This is a genomic window from Corynebacterium nasorum, from assembly GCF_032821635.1.
In the GTDB taxonomy this organism is placed as follows: domain Bacteria; phylum Actinomycetota; class Actinomycetes; order Mycobacteriales; family Mycobacteriaceae; genus Corynebacterium; species Corynebacterium kefirresidentii.
The window spans coordinates 138,520-162,360 of sequence record NZ_JAVBIE010000004.1 but is presented as its reverse complement, the minus strand read 5'-3'; the positions used below and the strand labels follow the sequence as shown (position 1 = coordinate 162,360).

Genomic DNA, 23,841 nt, shown 5'->3' with positions numbered 1-23,841 from the left:
TCGCGATGAGTGAGTCGCCACTGGTCAAGCGCGTATTGGCGGTCGTGGCCGTGATTCCACCCGGCAACGTCACCTCCTATGGTGAGGTGGCTAAGGTGGCCGGTTGCGGCGCGCGCAATGTCGGTACCGTGTTAAAGCGCCACGGTGCCGGTACCGCCTGGTGGCGCGTGGTCCGCGCCGATGGCACCTCTCATGATCCCGTCCGCGCGGCGGACTACTGGGACCGGGAGGCCATCGCCCACGCTGGCGGCCGCGTTAAAATGCACGAGCACGGAATCGACACCCGCGAATTACAGGAGTTGATGGAGTGAGGGCCTGGGTCATCCTTTTTCTCGCGATTGCGAGCGAAGTCGTGGGTACCATCGCGCTGAAATACGCCGTGGACCATTTCTGGATCTACGGTGTGGCCGCTCTTTGTTTCATCCTCGCCTTCGTGCTCCTGCACCGCGTCATGCAAAAAGGCGTCAATGTGGGCGTGGCCTACGGCCTCTGGGCATCCGGCGGAGTAATTTCCACCGCGCTGCTTTCCGCCGCGCTCTTTGGCGAGCCGCTCGGAGCAGTAAAACTCGCTGGCATCGCGCTCATTATGGCCGGCGTATTCTGCGTGGAAATGGGCGCTAAACCGCACGAGGATGAAAACCGCACGGTGGAGGTGGCACCGCAATGATCTGGTTTCTGCTTTTCCTCGCTACCGCCATTGAGGTCACCGGCACGCTGTGCCTGCGCATGTCCGCGGTGACCGGTCGTCGCTTCTGGGTTGTGCTCGTCGCCCTGTGTTATGTCAGCGCCTATGGTTTCTTGGCGCTCGTGCTCAAGGCCGGCATGGACTTGGGCGTGGCTTATGGCATCTGGGCTGCCACTGGTGTCGCGCTTACCGCCGTCGCCTCATATCTCCTCTTCAAGGAGCCATTCACCTGGTTAAAATCCCTCGGAGTGGTTCTGATCGTCGGGGGAGTGCTGCTGGTAGAAGCTGGTGCGTAGCACCTGCGGGGGCGCTACTATATTTTCATGATGAAAAAGCTGGCGGTAGGTTCCCTGGTTACCGCACTCTCCCTCGCAATCGCCCCTGCCGCCCAGGCTGTCACCCTCGATCCGCACGCTGTGCCCGCGCGCACCCAGATCACCGTCCGGCATGATTCTGGCGCGACTGTGTCCACCGCTAATGCCCATGAGTCTCGTCCCGCGCTGTCATTGAGCAAGCTCTACTTGGGCTATTGGGTCCTAAAATACGGTGCGCCGGCCGACAAAGCCCGCGTGGAGCACATGATCCGCGTCAGCGATGACAACGTGGCTACCGACTTGGATCGCCGCTACCCGCAAGCCATCCCCAGCACCATCCACGAGTTTGGACTGCGCGAAACGCACTACACCGGGTATTGGGGAACGACCACTACGTCCACCGAGGACGTAGCGCGTTTTACCTCGCGTATTCAGCACGATCCCATTGCCGCACCCATCATGACCGGTATGGCCAACGCCGCCCCTGTGGCTGCCGATGGCTACCGCCAAGATTTTGGTACCTCACGAATTCCGGGCGTTATCGGTACCAAGTTTGGCTGGTCCGATAATCGCCGCATCCATGCCTCGGTATCCACCGCCCCTGGATTTACCGTAGCCGCCAATACCTACGGTGACGCGGGCACTCATACCGCAGATGTCACCCGGGCCGTACATAATGACCCAGGCGCACTACCCGCAGCGGGCGGTTCTAGCCAAGCTATTGGCGCGCGCATCGAACGCGATTTGAATCTACAAGGCCCCGCGCGACAGGCCGTTCGCGATGCCACCCGCACGGCAGCGAGCTACGAGCGTCAAGCCTGCGCGAGCGCGAACCAGGCATTGGCGCAGGTAACGCCGATGCGTGTGTGCAACTAGGACTTGCAGAGCTCGACAGAACTACAAAGCGTGCTGGGGTTGGATGGCGCAGGCGGCTTTAGCGGATGAAGGCGAGGGCGTCTTCGGCGGTGCTGTGGCTGTAGCTCTCGTCGGTTTTGGCAAGCTTATTACCGCGCAGCACCAGCCAGATGCTCAGCGGGTAAAGAATAAGCGCCACGACAACGGCTTGGATGATCGAGGCCACCTCGGAATCGTGCAGGTAGTTCCAACAAAAATGCAGGGTGAATGAGGCGGCTAGGGTGCCGAGAAAGACTCCGATGCGCCACCACCCGGGTTTGGCGGCGGCATAGAGTGCCCAGCCGATGCCCCAGCCGGCCAGCGCGGTGAGCAATACGTGTAGGCCAGGACCGGCGATAAGGCGCAGGCCCCACATTTCAAAAAGCCCCTGGATATCGCTATCAGGATGCATGGTGGCGCCCATGGCGCCGTAGAGGATATTTTCGCAGGCCTCGAAGCCAAGGCCCACCACTGCGCCCACCATCCAGCCATGCCATGGGCGGTTGAGCTGGCGGAAGGACATGAGCACGAAGATTACGCCGGTGGCCTTAGAAATTTCTTCCGGATAGGCACCGCTCCACGACATCATGGCGTCGACCCAGCCGGAGCCAATGGCGAGCTGCATGACCGGCCCAGCGCTGATAAGCGCCAAGGCAACGGCTACTCCGCCGCCCCAAAGGAAAGCCAGCGTGGACCATAGGCGCGCCGGGCGGGCCCACATGGGGCTGCGCTGCAGAAGGTAGATGACCAGCGCCACGAGTATGGCGGCGATGAGCAGGCTGAGCAGGCCCATCAGGGGAGAAATCAAAAATGTGCTTAGCGTCTGGAAAAAGAAGGCGATGAGTCCAATGGCGGATAAGATCCACAGCGTGGTGCGAAAGAGCTTAGACATCTAGAACATCAACTCCCCGGAGAAATCAGCGAATTCTGAATCGGCATCGGCGGGTAGATCCTTTTGGCCGAAGGCATGCCAAATGCGAGAAGCGGTGGCGCGGGCCTGCTCACCCTTGCCGGTCACGGTGACCACCCAATCCTTGTTTTCGTCCTCGCCGGTGCCGTCGAGGGAGAGGGCGGCGGTGGAGGAGGGGGCGTCGGCAAGCAGGAGTGCCCCGTTAGTGCCGTCGAAGGTAGGGGCATCGGCCGGCAAAGGCGCCATGGCTAGGGCGCGGACCATGCGGCGCAAGGTGGTGGCATCGTCTTTGGCATCCTCGGTAAGGGTGGCTTGTACGCTGACATCGCCGCAGTTCCAGCCGATGCTGGCGAGGGATTCATAGTCGCGCTCGCAATAAAGATCGGGAACGTCAATCTCCCAGTCCTGGCTGGGCTCGGCTAGGGTGACCTGCTCGACGTCTGCGGAAGAATCCCCCAGCGCCGCCTGCACGATCATGGGCAGGGCAAGAACCACCGCCACGAACGCAATGACGGCGCAGAAAAGGCGCCGCGGCTGCGCTGGAGGAAAGCGATAAAAATTCATGGACCACACCTTATCTTGTCGCTTTGCCCTAGAGTGGCAAGCATGAAAGATCTTTATCAACTAGTCAATGGACCCTGGCTGGAAAGCCACGTCATTCCCGATGATCGCGGCGTGGACGGCACTTTCCACGCGCTGCGCGACGAGGCCGAAGAACTCGTCCACGATATCGTGCAAAAGGACAATGGCCGACCGGGCAAGCTCTATGCCTCCTTTATGGATACCGAAGGGGTTAATGCGGCCGGCATGGCTCCATTGGATGCGGATCTGGACCGCCTGAGCGCGGCCGACCCAGAGGAATTAGCGCAACGCCTGGGTGAACTCGAGCGCACCGGTGTCGGCTCCCCGGTGACCTTTTGGGTATCCAAGGACTCTGGTTCCGAGGACGCCATTGCCTATGTCATTCAATCCGGCCTGGGCCTGCCGGATGAGGCTTATTACCGCGAGGAAGCCCACGCCGAAACGCTGGCCGCCTATGAAAAGCATGTGGCAGAGATGCTGGAGTTCCTCGACCCAGCCCGCCTCTTCGGCCTGGGCGCCGAGGTAGCCGCCCAGCGCATCGTGGGTTTGGAAAAGGAACTTGCCGCTGGCCATTGGGATGTGGTCTCCACCCGCGATGCGGTCAAGACCTATAACCCGTGTGAGTTTGGCGAGCTGCCCGCCATGGCGCGGGCCGTGCTCTCCGGCGGCAACCTGCCGGAGCACCGCGTAGTCAATATGATGCCGTCCTACCTCGAGCACTTCGAGAGTCTCTTTACCTCCGAGCGCATGGCCGATTGGCAGCTGTGGGCCACCTGGCACATCCTGCGCTCCCGCGCGGCCATGCTGCCGGAGGAAGTAGGCGCGAAGAACTTTGAGTTCTACGGCACCAAGCTCTCCGGCGCCACCCAGCAGCGCGACCGGTGGAAGCGCGCGGTAGGCCTGGCTGAGTCCCTCGTGGGCGAAGAGATTGGCCAGGTATTCGTGGATAAGCACTTCCCGGACTCCTCCAAGCGCGAGATGGATGAGCTGGTGGCCTACCTCATTGCTGCCTACCGCGAGCGCATCTCTCAGCTGGGGTGGATGACCCCGACCACCCGCGAGCGTGCCTTGGAGAAACTTTCCCAGTTCAAGGCCAAGATTGGCTTCCCAGATTCCTGGCGCGATTACTCCGGCCTCGAGGTTTCCGGCAAGGGCGCGGACCTGTTGGCTAATGCGCGTGCCGGCTCTGCCTTTTCTCACGACTTCGAGCTGGCCAAGATTGGCAAGCCGGCCGATCGCGATGAATGGGTGACTACCCCGCAAACGGTCAACGCCTTTTATAACCCAGTGGTCAATGACATCACCTTCCCGGCCGCCATCCTGCGCCCGCCGTTCTATAACCCGAAGGTCGATGCCGCAGAAAACTTCGGCGCCATCGGTGCTGTCATCGGCCACGAAATTGGCCACGGCTTTGATGACCAGGGCTCGCAGTTTGATGGTCAGGGCAACCTGAACTCCTGGTGGTCCGATGAGGATCGCGCCGCCTTTGAAAAGCTCACCGCCAAGCTGGTGGAGCAGTTCAATGGCCAGGTACCGACGGTACTCAAGGAGGCCGGCATCGAATCTACTGGGGTGAACGGCAGCTTTACCCTGGGCGAGAATATCGGTGACCTAGGCGGCCTGGGTATCGCCGTGGTGGCTTTTAAGAACTACTGCGCCGATAAGGGCATCGACCTGCAGGGCAAGGAGGAAAGGTTCGAGGTAGACGGTGCCGAGCCAGAGCTGGCTGAGCACACCTACAATGGCCTGCAGCGCTTCTTCCTGTCCTGGGCCCGCGTATGGCGTACCGCCATCCGTCCGGAGATGGCCACGCAGTACCTAGCCATTGACCCGCACTCGCCGGCGGAGTTCCGCTGCAACCTCATTGCGGCCAATATTGCGGAGTTCTACGAGGCCTTTGACGTGGCAGAGGATTCTGCCATGTACATTGCGCCGGAGGATCGCGTCACCATTTGGTAGCTCTTTCCGCCGGTAGGCGGTGCGCGTAAGCTCGGTGGCATGACTAACGCAGATGCTAACCAGGATCCGCACCGCCCGCTGGAGCCGGGCCAGGAGTGGCATATCGGCGGCCAGGACCGCCAGATGGACGACAAGGAGCAGCTCGAGCAGCTCGTTGCCTATATCGCTGCCCACTATGACACCCCGGATTTCCGCCCGCCGTGGGCTGGGGGCGGCTCTCCTGAAGCGGATCAATATTGCGCGCTCTTGCCGGACCGGATTACACACGCGGCAATGATGGTGCTCGGCACTGCGGTGGATCATGCGTTGCCGGGCACCGCCTATACGGAGGGCATCAGCGTGGAAGAATCCGAGGTGGGAACCATTTTTCGGCCCACAAAGTCCACCGGCCGCTGGGCGGTCTCGCTCCACTCGGGCGGCTGGTGGCGCGGTGCTGGCCAGGCACTAGAGATGCAATGGCGCCCTGAGGTAGCCGCCGCCGCGCAACTATCTGGCACCACCATCATCGATGTGGACTATCCGCTTGCACCCGCGCACACAGTGGCAGAGATGGTCACTGCCGTGCATCACGCCATCGACTATGCCCGCAAGCAGGGTGCTTCCAACGTCACCACCTGGGGGTATTCCTCCGGCGGGGCTCTGGCGGCGCTTGCGCCTGCCGACGCCCTCCTGCTCACCTTCCCCGATTTCGGTGCCTTGGCGAATCTGCCTGAGGACCTCCGTGCCGGCTATGCAATTCCGGCGGACCTTTCTAAGCTCTGCCCGGATATTTTCGTCCAGACCGCGACCGAGGATGAGATTGCTGCGCGTGTTTCTGTGCCCGGCGCCGTGGCGCGCGATTATGTCTCTACCCACCGCGTGTCTACCCCGGCGGTTGCCCGTCAGCGCGTGCGGGATGCGGCCGCGTTCCTGGCAGGAGAGCTAGAAAAATAACAATTGCCTGGAGGTTCCATGCTAAAAGGGAACTAGTTTCAATAGGCTCGCGACTAGTTCCGCATGACCATATCCACTCATGGCGCGCTATCGCGCCTGCATAAATTCGCCGGCGTAATCATTGCGCCCTTTCTCATCGTCGCAGCGTTAAGCGGGTTTCTCTACGCCTTGGCGCCCACCTTTGAACCGTGGATTTACCACGATGAGGTGACAGCCACCGCGCAAGGCAGCCCGCGCAGCCTCGATGAACAGATTGCAGCCGCCCAGCGCCAGCACCCGGATGGGACCGTGGTTCGAGTCGAGCCTTCCGAAGACCCGCAGGAGACCACCCGCGTGCTTTTCGACGACCCCACCGCCCCCAGTTCCAGCTATACTCACGCTGTCTTTGTAGACCCGGTGGACCTGCACATCACTGGCGAACTACAACAATATGGCGGCTCGCGGGCGCTGCCTTTCCGTACGTGGGCCTCTAATGGCCACCGCACCCTATGGTTGGGCGAGCCTGGCCGTCTCTATGCCGAACTTGCGGCCTCGTGGCTCGGCGCGCTGAGCATCCTCGGTCTCTACCTGTGGCTCAAGCGTAAACAAAGGAATAAGAAGCAGCCCTCTAAGGTACTGGCGCTGCACGCCCGCGTGGGTGCCTGGTTGTTGCCGGGCTTCCTCTTTCTTACGGTTACTGGCCTGACATGGTCGCTGGTAGCGGGCACAAGTATTGGCAAGGTGCGGGAGGAACTTAATTGGAAGGAACCGTCCGTGGCCACCTCCGTTGCAGAAGCGGGGGCTAGCACTGGGACAGGGGAGCATGCCAACCACGCCGGGCACGCGGGTCACGCCGGGCATACGGGACACCACGATGCTGCAGAACTCGCCGGAGCCCAAACTGCAGAATCGACCGCCCGTAGCCAGGGTTTGACCGGGGTGCTGGAAATGACTCCGCCGGAAAAGCCCGGCGATGCGTGGGGCGTGCGGGAGGCTCGTGCGGCCTTCAAGTTACGCAGCGACGCCGTAGCGGTTACTCCGAACGGCGAGGTCATCGACCGCATCAATTCCGCCGATTGGCCGCTTGCCGCGCAGCTTACTTCGTGGCTCATCCAGCTGCACATGGGGACGCTTTTTGGAATCTATAGCCAGGTTGCATTGGCGGTACTCGCCCTCGGCCTGCTCGTGGTGAGCATTGCGGGCCTGTGGATGTGGTGGAAGAAACCGCGCCGCAGCCTGCCCGAGCTAAAAATTACCCCCGCCGTGCTGGCGGGGGCGGTGGCCTACTCAATCATCGCGCCGCTCTTTGGCGCTTCGCTGTTGCTCTTTTTCGTAGGTGATTGGATCGTGCGGCGCCTGCGCGCCCCGAAGCGGGATCGGGGCGCGGCCGCTGGGGAGGTTACTCCTCGCCCTCGGGGCGAATCTTCATCTCGGAGTCTTTCCACAGTCCGGAACGGGTAATGTCCTCATAATCAATCTCGGCTGGGACTGGGGCATTGCCCTGTGAATCGGTACGCAGTTCGTACTTTTCGATGGCACCCCAGTCGCGGGCCCAGTCATTATTGAGGTAGCTCGGGATCTCATAGGAGTAGTTGACCGCCTCCGCGGTGGACATGGCGCCACCGCCGGAGAAGGACTGGAAATCCGTCAGCGAGGTCTGTGCCGAGGAGTCCGGCAGGATGCGGTACTGCGGAATTTCGGTAACGCCGGCAAAGTGGTCAAAGGTGCGCTGGCACGGGAACTGTAGGGCTACGGCCCAGTCCAATAGTGCCGGGGTGTCCTTGGAGAACTGGTTATTGATGGTGTCTAGCTCTGGGACGCGCGGCGGAGTAAAGGCCAGCCAGTCATCCTCATCGGTGGAGTCATCCGTTGCTACCAGGCGCACCACGTTGGCATCCTTTGGCAACTTATCCAGCGGCAGGCGCAGGTTGCGCCACTTTGGCGTGGCACCGACGGCGGAGAGTTCTTCCTCGCCAGTATTGGTGACCTTTCCGGAGCCATCGATGGTGCCGTATTCGAGGCTAAGCTTCATGCCTTCCTGCTCTACCCCGTTGACGTCGTGGTGGTAGATATTGCCGGCTGCAGATACGGCGAGCACGGGAGTATTGTCCTTGGCCTCTGGCAGGTTGTACCACTTGGTGGTCACCTCAGAGGTGGAGTCTTGCGCCTCGGAATAGGAGCCGAGCACCGGGACCTTGGTGTAATCCAGGTTGAACGGTAGGTGCATGGTAGAGCCATTGACACCCTCAGTGCCGCGTACTCCACCCTCCGAGGTATTGGTAGTTTCCTTGGACTTTTTGTCCTTTTTGTCTTGCTTATTCTTTGTCTCCTGGGAATCAGCCGAATCGCTGCTACCGCCGGATTCGGTATCCGCACCCGAGGTAGCGGTCTCCGCGCTATCGGAGGAGGAGTCGCTGGAGCCATCCGCGATGGCACCTACGGAGGCGGAATTCTGGTTTTCCGGCTCGATGGATTCAGGGATGAAGTTTGGATCGAAGCCCTTGTGGGTCTCGTCCTGGTCCACCAGGGAATCGCCCAAGTCGCCTTCAACCGGGGTCAGGAAGGAATCATTGGTGTTGGTCTCCACCATGGTCTGATCCGCCAGAGCGCAGGTATTGCCGCGCAGGGAGGCCACGTTGCCCTTGCCCACGGAGTAGGAATCCGCCTGCGAGACGGTGGCCTTGGCAAAGGAAGCACACGATAGCGCTACCACGATGGCACAGGCCAAGGCGATGGGCGCGGACATGATACCGGCGGAGCGCGAAACCTTAGCGGCGGCATTTTTCTTAAATTCCGCCAGGGTGCCGGCCTCTTCTGCTTGGGACTTGCGGTAGCTATGGCGCAGGGACTGCACTATGCCGATGGCGAAGATGACCAGCGCGATGGCAAGGAGCACCTTATTGGCCTCGATGGCCTTGAATTGCACCGTACGGTCCCACCACGGGATGCCAAAGGAGGAAACGTACCACCAAGCGTTCCAGCCGGCGAAGGAGATGGCCAATAAGAAGACCACCGCGGCGATAGCGAAGGTGCGAGCGCGCGGCGAGCGCAGTGCGAATTGGGAGAGCACCACGGCACCGAGGGCGGCGATAACACCGGCCACGCCGGCGTAGATGCCAAAGTGGTGGGTCCACTTGGTGGGGGTGAACATGAGGAAGAACATGGACAGCGCCACGATAATGAGAAGGCGCTGGGTCGGACCAACGGCAGCACCGACGACACGGCGGTCCTTGATAAAGGCCGCCACAATCAGCACCAGGCAGAAGAGCATGGTGAAGACCGCGAAGCGCCGGGTGAGCGAGCCATCCACCGATTCCTGGAAGAGGGTGGAGTAGCGCGCGTACTCCGCGTACCACGGCAGGGAGGGGCCGACCTCGGAGCGCACGCGGGTGGACTCCAGCACGGTCGATAGCGTCTGGTCACCAAAGGCGGCAACCATGATGGCGGTGCCAGCGCTAAGGAATGGCGCAATGAGCGCGAGCCAGCCCAAGGTGCCACCGCCCATGGACGGCACGCGCTCGGCCATGGCGCGGAAGAGGTGCGGCAGGCTGACCAGGAAAACGCCCACGGCAAAGAGGCCGGTGGGGCCGGCGGCCAGGGTGATGGTTGCGGCGATGGTGCCCACGGCCGCCGGGAGCAGGCGGTGGGTGGAAATGGCACGCTCAAAAGAGGCCCAAGTAAACATCACGCCAAGCGCCACGATGGGCTCGGGGCGGGTGCCGTTGTTATAGGGCAGCCAGAAGGCCAAGAACATAAGCGCCGCGGTCCAGTGAGCGACCCGGCGGCCGTCGACAAGCTGGCCAAAGCGCGGAAGTATCTCGCGGGAGAGGATAAACCAGATGATGAGCCCAGAAATCAGGCCGGGCAAGCGCACGAAGACCGAGGCGGTGGAAATCTGGGAGAGAACGGCAACCAGGTCATAATAGGGGGCGCCGAAGGGCGCCTCTGGCACGCCGTACCAGCGGTAGTAGTTGGCCATGTAGGTCGCGTGATCGAAGACGCGGCTCATGGAGAAGATGAAGCCATCATCGGAGGTATTGGCGCCGAAGATATACCAAAATCCCAAGACGGCGGCCACCGCGCCATCGAGCGGGCGCACCTTCTTCCACGTCTTAGGCATGAAGCCAAAGCGGCGGCCATCGAGGCGGTCGATGCGCCATAGGCAGAACAGGGATACGACCACCATGGCGGTGCCCAGCCACATGGCGATGGTCTTGAGCACCGTCGGGGAGGAGGTGAAGCGGGAGTTGATATCGACGTGCACATTGAGGCCGTCGTCAAGCAGGGCCTGCACGTCCGCTTTATCGTCTATTTCGGTATAGACACCGGTGACCTGCGGGCGCAGATCCTCCTCGGTGGTCTTTTCATGATCCCCCACGCGCACGCTGGTGCCATCGCCCGTAGCGGAAATCTCAATCTTGGCGTCCTTAGGGAGCTTGGCTACCTCTTTGGAGTTGAGGGTAAGCAGAACCTCATCCAAGGAGACAACGGAAAGGCCCTCTTCATTCGCGCGGACGAAAAGACCGCGGTTGGAGGCTTTCTTGGACTCCGGCGGGACGGTGCCGTAGACCATGGACTGTCCCTCACGCAGCTCATCGACTGCGGAGATAGGGATGGTGGCCTGAAGATCCTCCGGCGCCACGGAAATGAGTGGCGCGTTGATGGACTGCACGGAATCATGCTGCGGCCAGTCATAAGAGGACTGAGTTTGGGTCACCGGCAGTAGCGGGGTGGCTACAAAACACAGGAAACCAATCAGTCCGGCAATGATCGCGGTCCACCGCAGGCCCGCGGGGGCGGCGGTGAAGCGGGAGCTAGCAGGTCGCGCTTGGGTGGTATTCGTAGTGAGGCTATCTGACACGGCGATTAGTCTACGTCAGATAACCCTCTCCGCCCGCGGGCACACCCTGCCACGGGCGGGAAGTGTGGGTGAACTTACTTGGTGCGAACGGCTGTTACGAAGGGGCCGGTCTGCTTTAGCTTCCAGCCCTTGTCAAAGACATCGGCGTTGAAGAAGACCGCGCGATAGCGAATATTCGGCTGATTGGGGTAGATATCTTCTGCCAAATGTAGCTTGAAACCATCGTCCTTATTTTCTAAATCACCGCGGAAGATCATGACATCTGGGCTGCGCCACGCAGCGGAATCCAGGGCCTTGCGGAACTCATCCGGCTTCATGTCCCAGGAATCGTTGGCCCAGGTTTCAATCTGCTCATTGCGGGTGCTGAACTCACCCAGTGGATTGGCATAGTGGCTGGTAAAGGCGTTGAAACCCCAATAAGGGTAGTAAGACATGAAGATCTTTTCATCAGTAAGCACCACCGTGTCATCCGGCGTATAGCCCTGGTCCTGGATGAAGTTGTGGATATCCAGGTAGTAATGAGCAGAATCGCTAGTGAAGCGGTCGGCGCGCTCGCCATAGCCATCGGTATCGCTATAAGCGTGGTCGATGGCGTCCTCGTTGGCCTCCGGAATCTGCTGTGCATAGAAGACGCCGGCCAGGGCAAGGATAATGCCCAAGACCGCGGTGATTTGCTTATTGGTGGTATGGGAGAAGCGCGCCGGGTAGAGGCGGTGTACGCCCAAGAGGCGAACCTCGGCTAAGGCTAGGACACCGGCGGTAGCAAAAAGGAGTACCACGATGATTTCCAGGCGGAAGCTCAGCAGCGTGGTGCCGGCCAGCGTTGCCACCATAGACACAACGATCCATAGATAGCTGCCAATGAGGGAGATGCCCAGCGCGCGCACCTCTTGGTCATTGAGACGAATGACCATGTAGATAAGTCCCATAAGGCAGAGGAAGCCCACAATGCTAAAGGACAAAAATGGCACCGGAATCTGGGTGCCTTCCTCCGGCAAGTAGTGCTGCGCGGTGGTCTGCAGCGGTACTGGCGAGTGCATGACCGCCCATACATAGGGGCCCCAGGCGATGAGCGCAATGGCAATGGAGCCTGCCGCCATTACCGCCAAGCGCACGATGGGGCGCCACGTATGCTCATATAGCGCGGTAAAGAGCGCGATGAGGCTGACCACGGTGAGCGCGGCCGCACCGGTGAAAAGCGTGTAGAACGTGGCGGAAATGCCCAGGTAGAGTGTCACACCCAGGGTGGAGAGCCAAGAGCCACGGAAGGCGCGGGCGCTGAGCACTGCGACGGTGGGCAGGCCCATGGCGATGACCGCGGAGTAGGGCTCCTCGGCCGCGATGGTGAGCGTAATCGCGGTGGTGACTAGGGCGATGGCGGTGGCGACCGGTAGGGAGCTGGTGAGGCGCTGCCAGAGGGGCACCAAAATGCAGCCGGCTACAGCGATGGAGATAAGCGCCCAGGGCTGGTAGACCTCCCATCCCGGAATGCCCAATAGCGCTCCCAAGCGGCCGCCCAGCCAGAACCAGCCAATGGGGTAAAAGGACGGCATATCCTGGTAGTTCATATCCGCATAGCCCATCTCATCCACTGAGCGGGTGAGGAACTGGGTGCGGAAAGCCTGATCCACCTGCACGCCGTCGAGCCACAAACGGGAGGCGGACAGCGGCAGACCCACGGCAGCCAAGGTCAGCAGCGCGGGGGAGAGATAGGTGACCGCGTAGGTCAGCCAGACCCGCCAGCGCGGCCGAGTAAAGGAATCCTTGTAGTGGTCATAAAGCCACCACACGCACAGCCCGCCGGCTAGAGCCAGCGTGACCACCACGCCCACCGTGCTCAGCGCGCGGGTGACCATGGAGGTATTAAAAGAAGGCAGAGATACCGTCTTGAAGGCAAACCAGCCCAGCAGCGTGACCACACCACTGGCTAGCGCGGTCAACACAATACCCAGCAGGGTCGCGCGATGAGTCAGCGCATCGGCGCGGTAGGCCTCGGTGCGCGGATTTTCGCTCACGGGCGTTGACTGGGTGGGTATAGCTGTGCTTGTCATGCCCATTAGTTTCGCATACCCAAGCGCCACAACCCAGATTTGGCGCGGGCAGGAAAACACTTGCTTTCCGACGCCCCCTTATACACCACCGCCCCCGCCCCTCCCCGCCGCGGGCGTGCAGCGAGAAGGAGAAGCGGGGGCGAGGCGGCTGGCAGGCGCCAGTGCAGAAACCGCGGTGATTTAGAACGGCAGCTTGCGGAAAATGGCCTGCGGGATGAACTTGAATGCCAAAGAAACGTATTCAAACAGCGGGTGCACGAAGATGGACTGCTTGCCATCGAGCACGGCCTTCACGGTGGCTTCGGCAACATCGGAGACGTTGACGGTCAACGGGGCGTCGCCAGCCTCGGCGGACATCTTGGTGCGAACCTGGCCTGGGCGGACAACCAGCACGTTGGCGCCGGTGCCGCGCAGAGCCTCTCCCAGGTTGATGTAGAAGCCGTCCACGCCTGCCTTGGAAGCACCGTAGACAAAGTTGGAACGGCGCACGCGCATGCCAGCCACGGAGGACATGGCGACGATGGTGCCGTGGCCCTGGTGCTTGAACTTCTCGCCCAGAAGCACGCCCACGGAAACCGGGGCGGTGTAGTTGGTCTGCGCGGAGGCGACGGCCTTGTCGTGGTTTTGCCACAGCTCCTCCTGGTCACCCAGGGTGCCGAAGGCAACGATGGCCACGTCTACATCGCCGCGTGCCCAGGCTTTATTGATTACCTCTGGGTGGGAGTCAAAGTCAGTGGCGTCGAAGTCCAAAACCTCCACGTCAGCGCCACGAGATTCCAGGTCTGCCTTGGCCTGGGCGATGCGCGGGGACTCCGGTCGGGCAGCCAGGGTGACCTTGGCGGGGCCGCGCTGCAGGAATTCGGAGACGACGCCGAGGCCGATCTCAGAGGTGCCGCCCAGAAGCAGGATGTGTTGTGCTTGGCCTACTGCATTAAGCATGGTCAGTAAATCTCCTTAAAGGTGTTATTTCCAGTGATTAGTGCAGCTCGAGGCGGCGGGACATATCGGAGGCGAAGACGCCGGTCGGGTCGATCTCATTGCGGGTCTTCAGCCAGCCCTCCATGCCCGGGTACATCTTGTGGAAGTTCTCCGCGGAAGTGCGGGACTCCTTGGCCAAGTAGAGGCGGCCGCCGAATTCCATCACGCGGCGGTCCAAGTCATCCAGGAACTTGCCCAGGCCCGGACGGATGGGGAAGTCCACGCAGACGTTCCAACCCGGCATTGGATAGGACAGCGGCGCGCGGTTGCCTTCACCGAAGAGCTTGAACACGTTGAGGGCCGAGTAGTGGCCGGAGCGTTGCATATCGCGGATGATCTCCTTGAACGGCTCCACGGCCTCGGTCGGTACCACGAACTGGTACTGCAAGAAGCCCTTGGAACCGTAGCCGCGGTTCCACTCGCCGATGAGATCCAACGGCTGGTAGAACTGCGTCAGGTTCTTGACCTGGTTCTTGGCCGGTGCACCCATGGTGTAGTATGCCAAGCCCACAGCGGAGAGGGAAAGCTTATTCATGGTCCAGGACGGGAAGATATCCGGCACCGTCATCAGCTGCGGCGCATTGAACTTCAACGGATCCTTAGCCAGCTTCGGGGCTAGCTCTTCCAGCTGTGCCAAGGTGGCCAGCGAACCGCGGGAAATGGTGGAGCGACCCAGCTTTGGTTCTGGGGAAATGACATCGAACCAGGCGGAAGAATAAGTGTAGTTGTGCTCGGAACCATCGGAGTGGAAGGCGATGGTTTCATCCAAGTTATCGGTGCGGTCCGTATCCGCGATGAAATAAGCGGTTTCCGTCTTGGTCATGCGGATGGTGGCGCGCAGGATGATGCCGGTTAGGCCCATGCCGCCAACGGTGGCCCAGAAGAGGTCGCCGCTGGGGTCATCCTCGGAGCCTTCCGGGGTCAGGTGCAGCACGCGGCCATCGGCCACGAGCAGCTCCATGGAGACCACGTGGTTACCAAAGGAGCCGGCGGAGTGGTGGTTCTTGCCGTGAATATCCGGGCCGATTGCGCCACCGATGGTGACCTGGCGGGTACCCGGCAGAACCGGAACCCACAGGCCATAAGGCAGGGCAGCCTTCATCAGCTGGTCTAGGGTGACGCCACCATCGACGTCCACCAGAGCGGACTCCGGGTCGATGGAATGGATCTTATTGAGCTTTTGCATGTCGATGACCAAGCCGCCGCCATTTTGGGCGGGGTCACCGTAGGAGCGGCCCATACCGCGGGCGATGACGCCACGGCGCAGGTGGGCGGGCTTATCCGAGTTATCTTCTGCCACCTGGGCCACGGCCTTCTTGATCACGTCCACGTCTTCGGTGGCGAGAACATGGGCGGTCGTCGGGGCGGTGCGGCCCCAGCCGTGCAGGGACTTTTCAGTGGTATGTAATTCCATCTCTTACTCTTTGCTCGACGGATTTGTGTCGCCTCCCTAGCCTACCTAGCTCACACGAGGGTGGACGGAGTGACGCGAGTGATATTCAGAACAAAACGGACGCTTGTACTGCCCGAATGTGTCCGTTTATAGATCCATAAGCGCGCGGATTTCCTCCGGCAGCTCTTCCTGAGATTCAATAGTCGGGCCATCGTACTCCCGCAAAAGGTCATAGACACGAGCGCGCGAGGAGGAATCCAGCATGGGCAATTCCTCTGCCATCAGGCGAGTCATGAAAGGACTCAACGGCACATCGGTGTGTTCCGTGGCCTCGAAGTGGCCGTTGCGCTTATCGTCTTCCGCACGCACATCCTGAGCCGCCTGCTGCGCTGGCGTCATGTGCTCTGTCTTATCCGAGTACATGCGCATTAGCTTACCGCCGCTTAAAGTGGTCGCTATGACCAACAACCACGAGACGCAAGATCAGCGCCAAGACAACTACGCCCTCGATGACACCCTGGCGGGCCGCATTACCCAAGCCGCTGCCGTGGGTATCGCGACCTCTTATCCTGATTGGATCACATCCAAAGGCGGTTTGATTACTGCCTATACCTTGTCTTTCTTTGGTTTTGGTGCCCTGGTGGCCTATACCAACGCGCACGCGGAACAGGATGGTGATGAGCCGCGCTCACCGCAGGATGCATCCGATCAGGGCCTCAAACCCTGGGCCATTTTTGCCGCGGTGGTACTGCTGCTCATCCTAGGCGGCTGGATGAACGTTGCAATTTCCCGCCGAATGGTAAAGTTCCTGCGCAAGCGCGGTGCCAAGCGGCCCTGGACTCTGTTGGGCGCCATTGGCGCGGCACTGACGTTCCTGATTAGTGAGCTGGAAGCGCGCGATATTGCAAAACTAGCTTCCTAAAACTTGCGTATGGTGGGGCCCATGAACGCAGGGGTCACCGATATCGCACAGGCGCGGGCCAAACGCGCCAATAGCGTGGTATCCCTCAAACGCGAGCCCCTAACAATCATTTGCCAAGCCGCGAACATCCGCGCCGATGGCGAGGTGCACCGCCAGATTGGCTTTAGCGATGCCCTGACCTTCACCGAGTTGCACCGTGTGCTGCGCATTTGCTTTGGCCTGCCGGAGGAGGAATCCCCCTGGCACTTTTATGAACACACCGAGGCGCGTGGCCCGCGCATCGATCCGGAACGTCAGGCCTCCGAATTCCTGTGGCGCGAAGGCGATCAAATCGACTTCGCCTGGGGGCTATGGGACTTCGAGCTGGTGGTAGCTGAAATTTATCCGCGCGATAATGGCACCCCGGAAGCGCTATGCGTGGGAGGCTCGGGCTCGCTCTTTGCACCCTTTGAATTAACCAGCGTCAACCGGGAATTGACCGGGCAAGAAGTCACCGATGAGGTCCTTTCCGCGGTAGCGTCCCCTGTGCGTGATTTGATTGAGCGCACCAAGCTCTATGACTTTGTTCCGCTGCTGCAGGCGATGGACCTGAGCAGGGGTACCGAATTGTCACCGCAAACTGCCCGCGTGCTCGCCAGCCTGCCGCGCGAGGTTACCCATGAAGGCAAAGACGCCTTTTGGTCCATGGCGCTAGCCCTATCGTGCATGGGTGGCGCGGAGCTGACCGATTCCGTCGTGGAGACCACCATGGATGCCCTCGGCTGGGTCAATGACGATGGCTCGGCGCTGACAGGGGCTGAAGTGCGGGAGTTATGTGCGGCATCGTTGCAGCAATTGGCTGGGATAGGCGCCTATGGTGCCGAATCCGCCGCGCCGGTGGATCGGTTGGACATGTACCGAGCGCTCTTGCGCGGGTAGGCTACTCACTCGTGACTAACTCCGCTGATGACGCCGTAGAAGTAAAACCTTCGTCCACCTCGCTGCACACCCAACTGGTGCGATTTATTTCCGTGGGTGTAGGTGCCGCCGCCATTGACTATGGCCTGACGCTTTTATTGACGTATGTGGGACTCCACCGTTCCGCCGCCAAGGCCATCGGTTGGGTCTTTGGCACCATTGCCGCCTACCTGGCTAATGCGCGGTGGACCTTTGGGGTCAAGGTCTCCGGCCGTACGGCCGTTACCGTGGGGATCTTGTACGCCTCCACTTTCGCGGTTCAAAACTTCTTGTACTGGGTGCTCAATGAGCCGCTTTTATCCCTTGGCTTAGAAGGCGTGCTTAAAGACACCATCGCCTTTGTCATCGCCCAGGGCGTGGCCACAGTGACCAATTTTGCCATTCAGAGGGCCTTCATTTTTAAAGAAAAATAACCTCACCACGGGAATCGAGCCCGACCAATCTGCGCGCGGGGTGTCAAGCTCTCGGTGGTGGCGGTTATATGCCGCGCTTATCGACGCCCCCCTTGCCCAGCCCCTGCAGTTCGGCTTCGGCCTAGCTAGGGCGCCGGAAATCTTCCCTGCGCCCGCGGTTGTGAAGCTTGAGCCATTCGAGAAAGCCGGCCGGATCGTGGCGCTGGACTAGGAAGAACCAGCCAAAGCGGGCGAATTCCTGTGGCAGTAGCTTGCGCATGCCGCGTTGCCACAGCAGGTAGCCGCGATTGCGGTAAGTGAAAAACCGCTTGAACTCACCCTCTGGGAACTGGGTGTGCATCTTGCCGCCCAAAATGGGCTTAAACTCATCCGATCCATCTGGGTGCAGGTAGCTTGTGGTCAGCGCCGTGCCGAAAGAAAGCCCGGAATTGACCAGCCGGCGGTGGTATTCCACCTCATCGCCACGAATGAAGAGTCGATAGTCCGGTACACCAATGATCTCCATGGCCGCTGCGGAAATCAGCGCGCCGTTAAATAGCGATGCAATGCCAGGCAGGAAATCGCCCTCCAGCTCATCCATTCGCCGGCGCCACACCAGACCTTGGCGCAGGGGGAAGGCGAGCTGGTCGGGATCGTTGATATTGCATACCGCTGGCGAGACCTCATGCAAACGGTTGGCCTCGGCCACCCGATACAGCTCCGCAAGTACCGTGTGATCGGCGGGGCGGCCATCGTCATCGGCACACCACACGGCATCCGCGCCCAAAGAAAGGGCGGTGAGAAAGCCCAGCGCAAAGCCGCCAGCTCCGCCTAGATTGGTCTCCGAAGGCACGTAGACGCCGCGGTCTCCCGCCATGGACTCGACAAGTTCACGCACTGCATTTTCCGCACCGTTATCGACCACGATCACCCATTGCACGGGGTGGGTTTGGTGTACCACCTGTTCGAGCGATGCCCGCAGCAGTTCGGCGCGCTGATGAGTAACAATGACGGCGGCGGTAGAACCGGTAGAAGTCAGGGTGGCAGTCATGGGTTCCATCTTGCCACCGGGGCGGGGACCAGCGCAGAAACACTCCGCATTGGTGGAGCGAAAAGTGGATATAGGCGCCACTTTGCGGAGACTGTGAAACCTATGGAAAACTTCTGGCCGCCTTTTGCGGTGACCATTCGGGTCTGCGATGATACGGGCCGCGGAGTTGACCTGCGTGTCATGCGCGATGAGGACATCGCACAGGTAGCGCAGGTGTGTGCGGAAGATATCTATGGCGACGACATTCCAGAACATGCATTTCCCTGGCTTTTTGATGAGAAGACGAATACCCCCGCTGCCATGGCCCAGCACCGATGGGAGCACCGAGCGAAGCTGTGCCCCCAGAAGTGGACCTTGGATTTCATCGCTCGCCAGGTAGAAACCCAAGAATTAGTAGGCGTGGTGGACCTGGCGGCAGAAAATTTTGCGGCCGCACGGGAAATAGAAACTGCATCATGGGTGCTGCACCGCTTTCAAGGCCAAGGCTATGGCACGCTTGTCCGCCAGGCGATGGCGGCGTTTTCCTTCTTGCACCTCGATGCGGGTTCGCTGTGCACCAGTTGGATAAAAACCAACCGCGCCTCAGCCCGGGTGAGTGAAAAGTTGGGCTACCGCGTTAGCACCGAGGAAAAGGAAGAGCCTGCGGGCCCAGGAAAAATTAACCGGCCGGTGGTCAGCGCGCGCCTAAGCGCTGCGGACTATCACCGGCCGGAAGGGGTGCAGGTGGACGTGACGGGTGTGGGGGACCCGCTGCTGCATATGCTCAGCTAGTTGCCGCTGGTGTCCTCATTTTCAAAACGCTCGCGCAGGTCGCGGACGTAGTCGCCCACCTCAGGTCCTTCGTACTCACCGACGACCTCGGAAACTTCGCCTACCGAGCGGATCTCACCGTGGTCGATCCACAAGGCGGTATTGCATAGCTGGGCCAAAAAGTCATTGGAGTGGGAGGCAAAGACCAGGATGCCGGAGCGCTTCACCAGCTCCTGCAGGCGTACGCGTGCCTTGGCCATGAAGGCGGCGTCGACCGCACCAATGCCCTCATCCAACAACAGGATTTCCGGCTCAATGGAGGTCACCACGCCGAGTGCCAAGCGCACTCGCATACCGGTGGAATAGGTGCGCAGCGGCATGGAGAGATAATCGCCGAGCTCAGAAAACTCCGCAATCTCATCCATCTTCTTTTTCATCTGCTTGATGGACTGGCCCAAAAACAGGCCGCGGATAATGATGTTGTCGTAGCCAGAAACTTCCGGGTCCATGCCTACGCCCAAATCAAAAACGGGGGCCACCCGCCCGCGCACATCGGCAGAACCGCGGGTGGGCTCATAGATCCCAGACAAGAGGCGCAGCAAGGTGGATTTGCCGGCGCCGTTATGGCCCACCAAACCCACACGATCGCCCTCGCGCAGGTGCAGGTTAACGTCCTTCAGGGCTTCCACCACGACGGTGTTTTGGGCATTTTTGCCAATGGCGCCACCGGCAGAAGAGAGCATGGCCTTCTTCAGTGAGCGAGATTTGGCATCAAAGATGGGAAAGTCCACGCACGCGTTATACGTATCAATCGAGACCATCAGTCAGTATCCTTTCGAGGAATCTCCACAAGTACAGGGCGTGGGCTTAGACCCAGTAGCTGACGCGGAAGCGCCACTTGCGCATGACCAAGCCGGCGATGAGCAGGCCGAGCACGGTGCAGCCGATAACGATCCACCAGTGGTAGGCGGCTACCGGCTCACCGATCATGGGTGCGCGGACGATTTCTAGGTAGTGATAGAGCGGGTTGATCTCCGCGATGCGGGCTCGCCCGGCCACGGCACCGCCCTGATCCTTCAGGGTATTGGTCATCCACACAATCGGGGTGACGTAGAACAAGAGCTGGGTTAAAGCCTCCAGCAGCGGGGCTACGTCACGAAAGCGGGTGGCAATGATGCCAAAGAACATCGTGACCCACACGCCGTTGACCAACAACAACGCCAAGCCTGGGATAAAGAGGAAGAACTCCCAACCCAGGCTGCGCGGGAAGATGAGGATAAGCAACAGCCAGATGATGAGGTTATGGCCCAAAAATAATGTTTGGCGCCACACCAAGCGGTAGACGTGCACCGAAAGAGGGGCGGGAAGCTGTTTAATCAAGCCCTCATTATCAATGAAGACGGTGGAGCCTTCCTTGATACAGCCCGAAATGAAGGTCCACATAATAAGGCCCACGGTGACGTGGGGGAGGAACTCCGCGACGGGAATCTGGAAGAGCATGGAGTACAAAAGGCCCAAGGCGAGGGCCATCACGCCGGTGGCGATGGTGATCCAAAACGGGCCCAGGACAGAGCGGCGGTAGCGCTGCTTAATATCTTGAATACCCAGTTTGAACCACAGCTCGCGCTGCTGTGCACCCTGCGCAAGGTCCGCGAAGGCGGCCTTGAGGGTCTCGGACTGGGACGCTGGGGTGGCCTCGCCGTCTGGCTGGGAGGTCATGCGGGCGATATCAGCGCGCAGTTGATTGTTATCTTGCACGCTCAACACCCTAGCGCGCGGGCTGCGCAAACGGGAACTACACGCCGCTAGCCTGCGAAAACGGCCATATTCAGCGAAAATACAGATTTGGGAAACTTGCGGCAAACGCGTATACAGTAGGGAATCGACCGCCACTGAGTGGCGATGCCTAGCGCGAAAAAGAAGGGACCGAAATGCCAGCAGGAGCTTCGGCGCACTATGACGTATTCAGTGTGCGCGGTTTATACACCGGGCTATCTGATGGTTGGACCTACCTCAACGCGCACGCGGTTCCTCAGATTTCTGAGCGAGTAGCCTCCGGCGTGGCCCGCTCTTTCCGTATGTCTACCGCGGTGGCGCCCCAGGAAGGGCCGGGCGGCGCCCACTCTGCCACACCCGCCCCGGGGCGATTGGAAGGAGATGGGAATTACACCGCTGCGCGCATGGCCGTAGCAGATCTGACCGGTTCCAAAGCAGACCGCGTGGTGCTCGGTCCCTCCCTGCCGGTGCTATACCAGTCCTTGGCGCATGCGGCGCGCCCGCTGCTCGGCAGCAATTCCTCACTAGTGCTCTCAAAGCTGGACCCGCCTTCCTTGTATTCAGCATTTTCTGAGGTTAAAGCAGAAACCCGCTGGGCCCAGCCGGACTTAGGTACGGGTGAGTTGCCGGGTTTCCAATTCGCCGAGCTTGTCGACGGCTCCACGCGACTCGTCGCTTTCTCTGCCGCCCACGAGCTTTTGGGTACGGTCTCCCCGACGGCTGAGATCATAGACACCGTGCATGAACGCTCTCGCGCCTGGACGCTTCTCGACGTCTCTGGGATCGCCCCCTACCGCCCCATCAACTTCGATGAGCTCGGTGCCGATATCTTGGGTCTCGACCTTGGTCTGCTGGGCGGCCCGCAGCTAGCGGCCTTGGTATTCCGCGATACCCGTATGTTCCGCCGCCTCGATGCCCTCGATCCGGTGCATGCCAGCAAGGGCGCTCGCAAGCTGGAAACGCCAATTTCCTCTGGCCTGGCCGGCGGTGTCGGACCACTCGTGGACCATCTTGCCGCCCTCGCCGGTGGGGAGAATGGCTCCCGCCGCAAGCGCCTGCGCACCTCTATGGATGCGCTTAGCGCCTACCTCGAGGACCTGCGCGGGGACCTTTATTCCTTCTTGAGCACCTTGCCTGCCGTACACATCCTCGGAGTGACGGGAGAGGCGGCCGCAGGCGCATCCGATGATCGCCTGCCGCGCCTTACCTTTGCTGTGAGGGGTGTTCCAGCGGAGACCGTGTACAAGCGTCTCTTTGATAATGGGCTGGTCACCACGCTTGCCCCGCAGACCCCGTTGCTAACGGAGATGGGCGTGGAGGAAATCGGCGGCGCCGTTACCGTTGCGCTTGGCCCCTTCAACACTTATCACGACGTCGAACACCTCACCCGTGTTGTAGCCTCACTGGCTTAAACACTAAGCACCAGGGTGCCGGTGACTTCGCCGCTATCGAGTGCAGCGTGGGCACGGGCGGCGTCGGCAAGCGGATAAGTGGCATGCAGCGCATGCTTTACTCGGCCGTCTGCCAACATGGGCCAGACATTTTCTACCGTGCCGGCCACAATCTGGGCCTTATCGTCTAAGTCGCGGGCGCGCAGCGTCGTACCCTGAATAGTCAGACGCTTGGGCAACATGGCGCCCAAGTTAATTTCTGCTTTGGTGCCGCCCTGCATGCCAATAATGATGAGCTTGCCGTCCTTAGCTAGGCACTTCATATTCTTTTCAAGGTATTTTGCGCCGATGATGTCCAAAATGACATCGCAGCTTCCCTTCAACTCGTCTAAGAAGTCCTGCTTCTTATAGTTGATGAGAATGTCGGCGCCCAGCTCGCGGCAACGCTCCAACTTCTCTTGCGAACCGGCCGTTACCGCCACTTCTGCTCCTAGCGCCTTGGCTACCTGAATGGCAAAAGTACCAATGCCACCGCCTCCACCATGGATAAGCACACGCTGGCCCTCGTGGAGGTTCGCCTCAATGCCCAAGTTGGACCAGACGGTGCATCCAACCTCGACTACCGCCGCGGTTTCCTCAACGCTATACCCCTGGGGTAGAGGGAGTAGCTGGCCCTGTGGGACCGCAACGTATTCGGCGTAGCCACCACCGGCGAGCAAACAGCCCACGTCGGTGCCTACCTCCCAGTCGGTATCCCCGGCGTCCGCGATGGTGCCTGCTGCCTCCAAGCCTAAGATTTCCGACGCCCCCGGTGGTGGCGGATAAGCTCCCATCGTTTGCAGGATATCGCCGCGGTTAACGCCCGCTGCCTGCACCTTGACGAGCACTTCGCCTGATTGCAGTTGCGGAACGTCGACCTCTTGGAGTTCCAAGGAGCGACGCTCCTGGGGATCGGTCTGCACGATTGCCTTCATCTTTGTTGTAGTCATAGGGCCCAATCTAACGGAGCTCATGTGTCCTGCGCCACGAAAGGGGCTGCATTTCAGAACTACAGGTGGATTTT

The 23,841-nt window shown here is 60.5% G+C and carries 23 protein-coding genes; 12 read left to right on the top strand and 11 right to left on the bottom strand.

Annotated features, from left to right (window positions below):
• Positions 1 to 5: 5 nt before the first annotated feature.
• From RAE07_RS05250 to RAE07_RS05235, 4 genes are read left to right on the top strand one after another with little or no spacing between them, the layout of a single operon-like run.
• Entirely contained in the window at positions 6 to 311 is a 306-nt protein-coding gene (locus RAE07_RS05250; protein WP_023020325.1) for an MGMT family protein, read from the top strand.
• Positions 308 to 667 (top strand): DMT family transporter, encoded by a 360-nt coding sequence (locus RAE07_RS05245; RefSeq protein ID WP_023020326.1) that lies wholly within the window; start codon positions 308 to 310, stop codon positions 665 to 667. Before RAE07_RS05250 ends, RAE07_RS05245 begins: the two co-directional genes overlap by 4 nt.
• On the top strand, positions 664 to 981 hold the full coding sequence (locus RAE07_RS05240; RefSeq protein WP_023027792.1) for a DMT family transporter: 318 nt from the start codon (positions 664 to 666) through the stop codon (positions 979 to 981). The genes RAE07_RS05245 and RAE07_RS05240 overlap by 4 nt, the downstream gene beginning before the upstream one ends.
• Positions 982 to 1,008: 27 nt before the next feature.
• Entirely contained in the window at positions 1,009 to 1,875 is an 867-nt protein-coding gene (locus tag RAE07_RS05235; protein ID WP_248099296.1) for a hypothetical protein, read from the top strand.
• Positions 1,876 to 1,933: 58 nt separating this feature from the next.
• Here the strand turns inward: RAE07_RS05235 and RAE07_RS05230 are convergent, their stop codons facing one another.
• On the bottom strand, positions 1,934 to 2,785 hold the full coding sequence (locus RAE07_RS05230; protein WP_317001454.1) for a PrsW family intramembrane metalloprotease: 852 nt from the start codon (positions 2,783 to 2,785) through the stop codon (positions 1,934 to 1,936).
• Positions 2,786 to 3,367, bottom strand: a complete 582-nt coding sequence (locus tag RAE07_RS05225; RefSeq protein WP_239207801.1) for a hypothetical protein — start codon at positions 3,365 to 3,367, stop codon at positions 2,786 to 2,788.
• 42 nt (positions 3,368 to 3,409) lie between these two features.
• Between RAE07_RS05225 and RAE07_RS05220 the strand changes: the two genes are divergently transcribed.
• The 3 genes from RAE07_RS05220 (at position 3,410) to RAE07_RS05210 (ending at position 7,717) form a co-directional block, all read left to right on the top strand.
• Positions 3,410 to 5,344, top strand: a complete 1,935-nt coding sequence (locus RAE07_RS05220) for a M13 family metallopeptidase (protein ID WP_317001453.1) — start codon at positions 3,410 to 3,412, stop codon at positions 5,342 to 5,344.
• A gap of 39 nt (positions 5,345 to 5,383) precedes the next feature.
• On the top strand, positions 5,384 to 6,277 hold the full coding sequence (locus RAE07_RS05215) for an alpha/beta hydrolase (protein WP_317001451.1): 894 nt from the start codon (positions 5,384 to 5,386) through the stop codon (positions 6,275 to 6,277).
• Positions 6,278 to 6,340: 63 nt separating this feature from the next.
• Positions 6,341 to 7,717 (top strand): PepSY-associated TM helix domain-containing protein, encoded by a 1,377-nt coding sequence (locus tag RAE07_RS05210; RefSeq protein ID WP_317001450.1) that lies wholly within the window; start codon positions 6,341 to 6,343, stop codon positions 7,715 to 7,717.
• Here the strand turns inward: RAE07_RS05210 and RAE07_RS05205 are convergent.
• The 5 genes from RAE07_RS05205 to RAE07_RS05185 form a co-directional block, all read right to left on the bottom strand.
• The gene (locus RAE07_RS05205; protein ID WP_317001449.1) at positions 7,656 to 11,117 is read right to left on the bottom strand and encodes an arabinosyltransferase domain-containing protein; all 3,462 of its coding nucleotides are present in this window, start codon (positions 11,115 to 11,117) and stop codon (positions 7,656 to 7,658) included. The genes RAE07_RS05210 and RAE07_RS05205 overlap by 62 nt on opposite strands.
• A 74-nt stretch (positions 11,118 to 11,191) precedes the next feature.
• The gene (locus RAE07_RS05200) at positions 11,192 to 13,168 is read right to left on the bottom strand and encodes a galactan 5-O-arabinofuranosyltransferase (RefSeq protein ID WP_284798786.1); all 1,977 of its coding nucleotides are present in this window, start codon (positions 13,166 to 13,168) and stop codon (positions 11,192 to 11,194) included.
• A 180-nt stretch (positions 13,169 to 13,348) separates the two neighbouring features.
• On the bottom strand, positions 13,349 to 14,107 hold the full coding sequence (gene dprE2, locus RAE07_RS05195) for a decaprenylphospho-beta-D-erythro-pentofuranosid-2-ulose 2-reductase (protein WP_023020343.1): 759 nt from the start codon (positions 14,105 to 14,107) through the stop codon (positions 13,349 to 13,351).
• Positions 14,108 to 14,144: 37 nt separating this feature from the next.
• The gene (dprE1, locus tag RAE07_RS05190) at positions 14,145 to 15,560 is read right to left on the bottom strand and encodes a decaprenylphosphoryl-beta-D-ribose oxidase (protein ID WP_239279094.1); all 1,416 of its coding nucleotides are present in this window, start codon (positions 15,558 to 15,560) and stop codon (positions 14,145 to 14,147) included.
• Between the two features lie 126 nt (positions 15,561 to 15,686).
• Entirely contained in the window at positions 15,687 to 15,962 is a 276-nt protein-coding gene (locus tag RAE07_RS05185) for a hypothetical protein (RefSeq protein ID WP_200288400.1), read from the bottom strand.
• A gap of 34 nt (positions 15,963 to 15,996) precedes the next feature.
• Between RAE07_RS05185 and RAE07_RS05180 the strand changes: the two genes are divergently transcribed.
• The 3 genes from RAE07_RS05180 to RAE07_RS05170 are packed head-to-tail and all read left to right on the top strand — an operon-like array spanning position 15,997 to position 17,831.
• Positions 15,997 to 16,461: a hypothetical protein gene (locus tag RAE07_RS05180; protein ID WP_200288399.1), complete on the top strand. Its 465-nt coding sequence runs from the start codon at positions 15,997 to 15,999 to the stop codon at positions 16,459 to 16,461.
• Positions 16,462 to 16,470: 9 nt separating this feature from the next.
• A complete protein-coding gene (locus RAE07_RS05175; protein WP_200288398.1) occupies positions 16,471 to 17,379 on the top strand; it encodes a plasmid pRiA4b ORF-3 family protein in 909 nt (302 codons plus the stop codon).
• A gap of 11 nt (positions 17,380 to 17,390) precedes the next feature.
• Positions 17,391 to 17,831, top strand: a complete 441-nt coding sequence (locus RAE07_RS05170; protein WP_317001448.1) for a GtrA family protein — start codon at positions 17,391 to 17,393, stop codon at positions 17,829 to 17,831.
• Positions 17,832 to 17,952: 121 nt separating this feature from the next.
• On the opposite strand, the gene glfT1 is transcribed toward RAE07_RS05170, so the two are convergent.
• The gene (gene glfT1, locus RAE07_RS05165) at positions 17,953 to 18,870 is read right to left on the bottom strand and encodes a galactofuranosyltransferase GlfT1 (protein WP_301732956.1); all 918 of its coding nucleotides are present in this window, start codon (positions 18,868 to 18,870) and stop codon (positions 17,953 to 17,955) included.
• A gap of 93 nt (positions 18,871 to 18,963) precedes the next feature.
• Here glfT1 and RAE07_RS05160 point away from each other — a divergent pair, with 93 nt between their 5' ends.
• Positions 18,964 to 19,632: a GNAT family N-acetyltransferase gene (locus tag RAE07_RS05160; protein ID WP_317001447.1), complete on the top strand. Its 669-nt coding sequence runs from the start codon at positions 18,964 to 18,966 to the stop codon at positions 19,630 to 19,632.
• Here the strand turns inward: RAE07_RS05160 and wzt are convergent.
• Entirely contained in the window at positions 19,629 to 20,432 is an 804-nt protein-coding gene (wzt, locus tag RAE07_RS05155; protein ID WP_023020351.1) for a galactan export ABC transporter ATP-binding subunit Wzt/RfbE, read from the bottom strand. The two genes, RAE07_RS05160 and wzt, sit on opposite strands and share 4 nt — an antisense overlap.
• A 46-nt stretch (positions 20,433 to 20,478) precedes the next feature.
• Entirely contained in the window at positions 20,479 to 21,330 is an 852-nt protein-coding gene (gene wzm / locus RAE07_RS05150; RefSeq protein WP_051138321.1) for a galactan export ABC transporter permease subunit Wzm/RfbD, read from the bottom strand.
• A gap of 212 nt (positions 21,331 to 21,542) precedes the next feature.
• Between wzm and RAE07_RS05145 the strand changes: the two genes are divergently transcribed.
• Positions 21,543 to 22,799: an aminotransferase class V-fold PLP-dependent enzyme gene (locus RAE07_RS05145; RefSeq protein ID WP_317001445.1), complete on the top strand. Its 1,257-nt coding sequence runs from the start codon at positions 21,543 to 21,545 to the stop codon at positions 22,797 to 22,799.
• On the opposite strand, the gene RAE07_RS05140 is transcribed toward RAE07_RS05145, so the two are convergent.
• Positions 22,796 to 23,752 carry an NAD(P)H-quinone oxidoreductase gene (locus RAE07_RS05140; protein WP_317001472.1) on the bottom strand — a complete coding sequence of 319 codons (957 nt, stop codon included), beginning with the start codon at positions 23,750 to 23,752 and terminating at the stop codon, positions 22,796 to 22,798. The two genes, RAE07_RS05145 and RAE07_RS05140, sit on opposite strands and share 4 nt — an antisense overlap.
• Between the last annotated feature and the right edge of the window lie 89 nt (positions 23,753 to 23,841).